The 4,375-nt window shown below is 68.8% G+C and carries 4 protein-coding genes and 1 pseudogene; all 5 read right to left on the bottom strand.

Going from position 1 to position 4,375, the window contains the following annotated elements:
- Positions 1 to 573 (bottom strand): CoA transferase (locus JOZ00_RS15950; protein WP_293345191.1); only part of this gene is annotated, 573 nt, incomplete at its 3' end.
- Between the two features lie 13 nt (positions 574 to 586).
- The gene (locus tag JOZ00_RS15955) at positions 587 to 1,501 is read right to left on the bottom strand and encodes a class I SAM-dependent methyltransferase (RefSeq protein WP_293345193.1); all 915 of its coding nucleotides are present in this window, start codon (positions 1,499 to 1,501) and stop codon (positions 587 to 589) included.
- A gap of 89 nt (positions 1,502 to 1,590) precedes the next feature.
- Positions 1,591 to 3,786 carry a manganese-exporting P-type ATPase CtpC gene (gene ctpC / locus JOZ00_RS15960; protein ID WP_293345195.1) on the bottom strand — a complete coding sequence of 732 codons (2,196 nt, stop codon included), beginning with the start codon at positions 3,784 to 3,786 and terminating at the stop codon, positions 1,591 to 1,593.
- Positions 3,787 to 3,795: 9 nt separating this feature from the next.
- Positions 3,796 to 4,077 (bottom strand): DUF1490 family protein, encoded by a 282-nt coding sequence (locus JOZ00_RS15965; RefSeq protein ID WP_293345197.1) that lies wholly within the window; start codon positions 4,075 to 4,077, stop codon positions 3,796 to 3,798.
- Between the two features lie 104 nt (positions 4,078 to 4,181).
- Positions 4,182 to 4,375: pseudogene (locus tag JOZ00_RS15970) on the bottom strand (TIGR03089 family protein); the annotation flags it as partial.

Genomic DNA, 4,375 nt, shown 5'->3' on the forward strand with positions numbered 1-4,375 from the left:
GAGCAGCGCGCCCAGCACCGCCTGGGCCAGCACGTGACCGCTGGCGGCGTCGACGAGCTGGAACGGGATGATCTGCGGCTTGCCGGTCGGCGTGGGCATCCCGGTGGTCATGCCGGACTCGGCGGCCACCATCAGGTCGACGCCCGGCCGACTGCCGTTTGGGCCGTTGCCGCCGTAGGCCGACAGCCGCGCGTAGATCAATTTCGGGTTGCGCGAGCGCAATTCGTCGGGCCCCAGGCCGAGGCGCTCCATCACGCCAGGGCGAAACCCTTCCAGCACGACGTCGGCGGTGTCGGCGAGCCGCAGGATCTGCTGCTTGGTCTCGTCGTTGGTGAGGTCGGCCACCACCGACTTCTTGCCGCGGTTGTGGGGAAGGAACAGCGTGGCCAGCGGCGGACGGCCGGGCAGCACGGCGGTGATGTGCCGGGCGGCCTCGCCGACCGGCGCCTCGATCTTGATGACCTCGGCGCCGAGGTCGGCCAGTACCTGCCCGGCCATCGGCCCGGCGATGTTCTGGGTGAAGTCGAGCACCCGGAATCCGTCAAGTGGCTTGGCGGGCTTGCTGTTTGGCATGTGTAGCCTTCCTTTAAGCTGCCTTCTGCAACACCGCGGTGCAGTAGTAGTTCCTGGCGAACGGCGCATCGGGATCGTTCGACTGCACCGGCAGTCCGTTGTCGGCCAACAACTCATTCAGCGACGTGGGGGCCGCTTGCCACCCGTGGTTCTGTAGATAGGTCGCCACGTCGTTGCGCTCGCCGGGGTAGCCCAGATCGCCCAGGGCGATCTCGAGGCCGTTCTGCCGCCACTTCTCGCTCGCCGCGTTCAGCGCGTCCCCGTTGATCCCCGTGTTCACGAAGACCTCGGCCACCAACCGACTGCCGTGGGCGCTCAGCGCGGTGATGTTGTCCAGCAACAGATCCTGAGCAGCGGGCGGCAGGAAGCCGACCAGTCCCTCGGCGGCCCAGGCGGCCGGGCTTTCGGTGTCCAAGCCGGCGTGCCGCAAGGCGGACGGCCAGTCGTGGCGCAGGTCGACCGGAACTGCGCGCACCTCGGCGGTGGGCTTGGCGCCGAGTTCGGCGATGGTGGCGGCCTTGAATTCGAGGACTTGTGGCTGGTCTATCTCGAACACGGTGGTGCCCGGCGGCCAGGGCAGCCGGTAGGCGCGCGCGTCCAGTCCGGAGGCCAGGATGACCACCTGGCGGATGCCCGCCGTCACCGCTTCGGAGAAGAACGCGTCGATGTAGCGGGTGCGGGCGGCCAGCATGTCGGTCATGCGCTGCATGCCCCACGGGGCACCGGGCACGTCGACGTCGGCGGTGTCGAGCTCACCGGCGGCCCACCGGGTCATGAAGTCGACGCCGACGGCACGCACCAGCGGCTCGGCGAACCGGTCGTCGATCAGGGCGTCCCGGGTGGCCCGCGCCCTTCCCGCCGCCACCATGGTGGCCGTGGCTCCCACGCTGGTCGCCAGGTCCCAGGAGTCGTTGTCGGTGCGCGCCATGAAATTCCTTCCTCCTCTGCTGATTAGCCAGCATAACTAGAAGCGATGCGGCACCTTGACACGGTTGGAGGCGCCCACACGTGCGGGTACTAATCGAGGCGGTACCGAATCAATCGCGAGCTGTTCGCGACGACGGCCACCGACGACGCGTTGTGCAGGATCGCGGCCAGCACGGGGGACAACGCACCGCCGGCGCCGATGATCAGCCCGGCCGCGTTGACGGCGATGGACATCCCGTAGTTCTCCCGGATGACGTCGACGGCGCGGGCGCCCAGGTCCCGCACGTCGAGCAGGCGATGCAGATCGTCGTTGGCCAGGGCGACGTCGGCGGTCTCGACCGCGACGTCGGTTCCGGCCAGACCCATGGCGATGCCGATGTCGGCGGCGGCCAGCGCCGGCGCGTCGTTGATGCCGTCGCCGACCATGCCGACGACGAAGCCCTCGTCCTGTAGCTCGCGCACCACCGCGAGTTTGTCCTCCGGCATCACCTCGGCGCGCCACTCGTCGATCCCGAGCTCGCCCGCGACGACCTCCGCGATGTCGGGATGATCGCCGGTGAGCATCACGATGCGGCGAACACCGTTGGCGCGCAACTGGTTCAGCACCTCGGCGGCCTCGGGCCGCACCTCGTCGCGCAGGCTGATCACGCCCACCAGCGTGCCGTCCACCGCCAGCAGCAACGGCATCTCGGCCTGGCGGCGCAGCTTGTCCACCCACTCCGAGGCCTTCTTGGACACCTTGACCTTCTCGGCCCGCAGCAGCGACGGGCTGCCCAGCAGCAGGGTGCGGCCGTCGGCCCAGGTCCGCATGCCCAGCCCGACCAGCACCTCGCACTCCTCGTGCGGCGGGATGGTGATGTGGCGTTCCTCGGTGGAGCGGATCACGGCCTCGGCCAGTGGATGGCGCGAGTGGATCTCCGAGCTGGCGGCATAGGCCAGCACTTGCTCGGGCTCCCAATCCTTATGCATGGCAACGATATTGGTAACCACGGGGCGTCCGACGGTCAGGGTCCCGGTCTTGTCGAAGACGATCGCGTCGACCCGGCCCGCCTGTTCGAGGTGCGACCCGCCCTTGATCAAAATGCCTCTGCGCGCGCCGTTTCCGATCGCGGCGCTGATCGCGGTCGGGGTGGACAGGCCGACCGCGCACGGGCATGCGATCAGCAGCATGGTCATCGCGCGGCGAACGTCCCTGGTGACGAGCAGAGTGATGGCGGAGACGACGAACGAGGTGGGAACGAAACGGCGAGAGAAGTTTTCGCCGACCGTCTGGATGGGTGCCCGGTCGTGCTGGGCCTCTTCGACCCGCGTGATGATGCGCCCGATCGCGGTCTGGCTGCCAACGGCCTCCGCGCGCACCACCAGGCGGCCGCGCACCACCACCGAACCGGCGTGCACGTGCGCGCCGACCGTGACGCTCACGGGAAGGTTCTCACCGGTGATCGCGGACTGGTTGACGACGGCCTCGCCGTCGACCACTTCGCCGTCCACCGGGATCGCGATGTGGTCGTGGATCACCACCTCGTCGCCGATCTCGACGGTGTCGATCGGCACCTGCACTTCGGTGCCAGGCTCCAGGCCGCCAGAAGGGTTGGCCAGCCGGATCCAGGCCGTGTCCTGGCTGCCGCGCAGCAACTCCGAGATGGCGCGCCGGGTGCGCCGCAGGGTCAGATCCTGCAGGTATTCACCGATATTGAGCAGCCACAGCACGGTCAGTGCGACCACGTTCTCGCGCAGGATCAGGCTCGCGACTGTCGCGGCCGAGACCAGCGCGTCGGTGCCGGCCCTGCCGGACCGCAGCGAGCGCACGGCACCGCGCAGGAACGGGTAGCCGGTGAAGATGGTGACGCCGGTGGCCAGCACGCGCCCGTTCGGGCCGAGCAGCGGCGGCCTTGCGAACACGTAGCGGCGCACGCCGAGCAGGGCCAGGGCCGCGCCACCGATCACCATCCTCAGCACGTCGGTGTTGCGGATCTCCGACGAATGCGGCGCCCGTGCCGGGATCAGCTCGGCGGCGACGTGCGCCGCGGAGGCGATAGCCGCCAGCAGCGCGGCGCGGTCAGCGCGACGGGGGGAGTACCAGACGACGACCGATCCCGTGCGCGGGTACGCGTGCACCGCCCGCACCCCGTCCTCCTTGGCGACGGTCTCCTCGACCGCCACCGCTCGCCTGGAATCGCCGCGCACCCACTCCACGGAGAGCCGCATGCGGCCAGCCGCATCCGAAATCAATTGCAGCGCAGGGTCATTCGACAAATCCAGGTCGGGGACCAGGGCGAGGTTCATGTCGCGCGATCAGTGCTCGTGGTCGTGCACTTCGGTCACGGACGGAGTGGGCGCCTCCTCGCCGATACGCTCGCGGGCCTCGGCCATCACGTCGGCGATCTTCAGACGCGCCGATTCCGCGGCCACCTCGGCCCTGCGGGTTCCGCGCAGCCCGAGCTCTGCGGTCGCCACCGCGGTCTCGTGCAGCGGGGCCTTGGCCGCGGCCTTGCGCACCACTTCGTAGGCCGTCACGCCGACCAGTCCCGTGAATACCGTCCCCGCCGCTTTCGCCAATAGCCCGTAGACCGCCATTGCGTGAACCTTTCTCTTTGTTCGTCGGAGCGTCAACCAGCGCTAGACCGACGTTAACATTGATATATAGCGATATCAACATGGATTGCTCCGAACGAAGCCGGTTACAGAACGCGGGTGACCTTCTCGGTCTCGATCCTGCGTTGCAGCCCCGACGGGTCGGGGTTGGCCACCTGCACCAGCGAGGCGCCGACGGCCATGATCGCGAGCAGGCCGTCGATCAGTTCGGCGTGGCCGGGCCACGATGCGCTGGACAGCACGCGATCACTTGCCGTCAAACCCCTTGTTGCCGCGCTGT

Source organism: Mycobacterium sp., from assembly GCF_019243155.1.
Lineage (GTDB): Bacteria > Actinomycetota > Actinomycetes > Mycobacteriales > Mycobacteriaceae > Mycobacterium.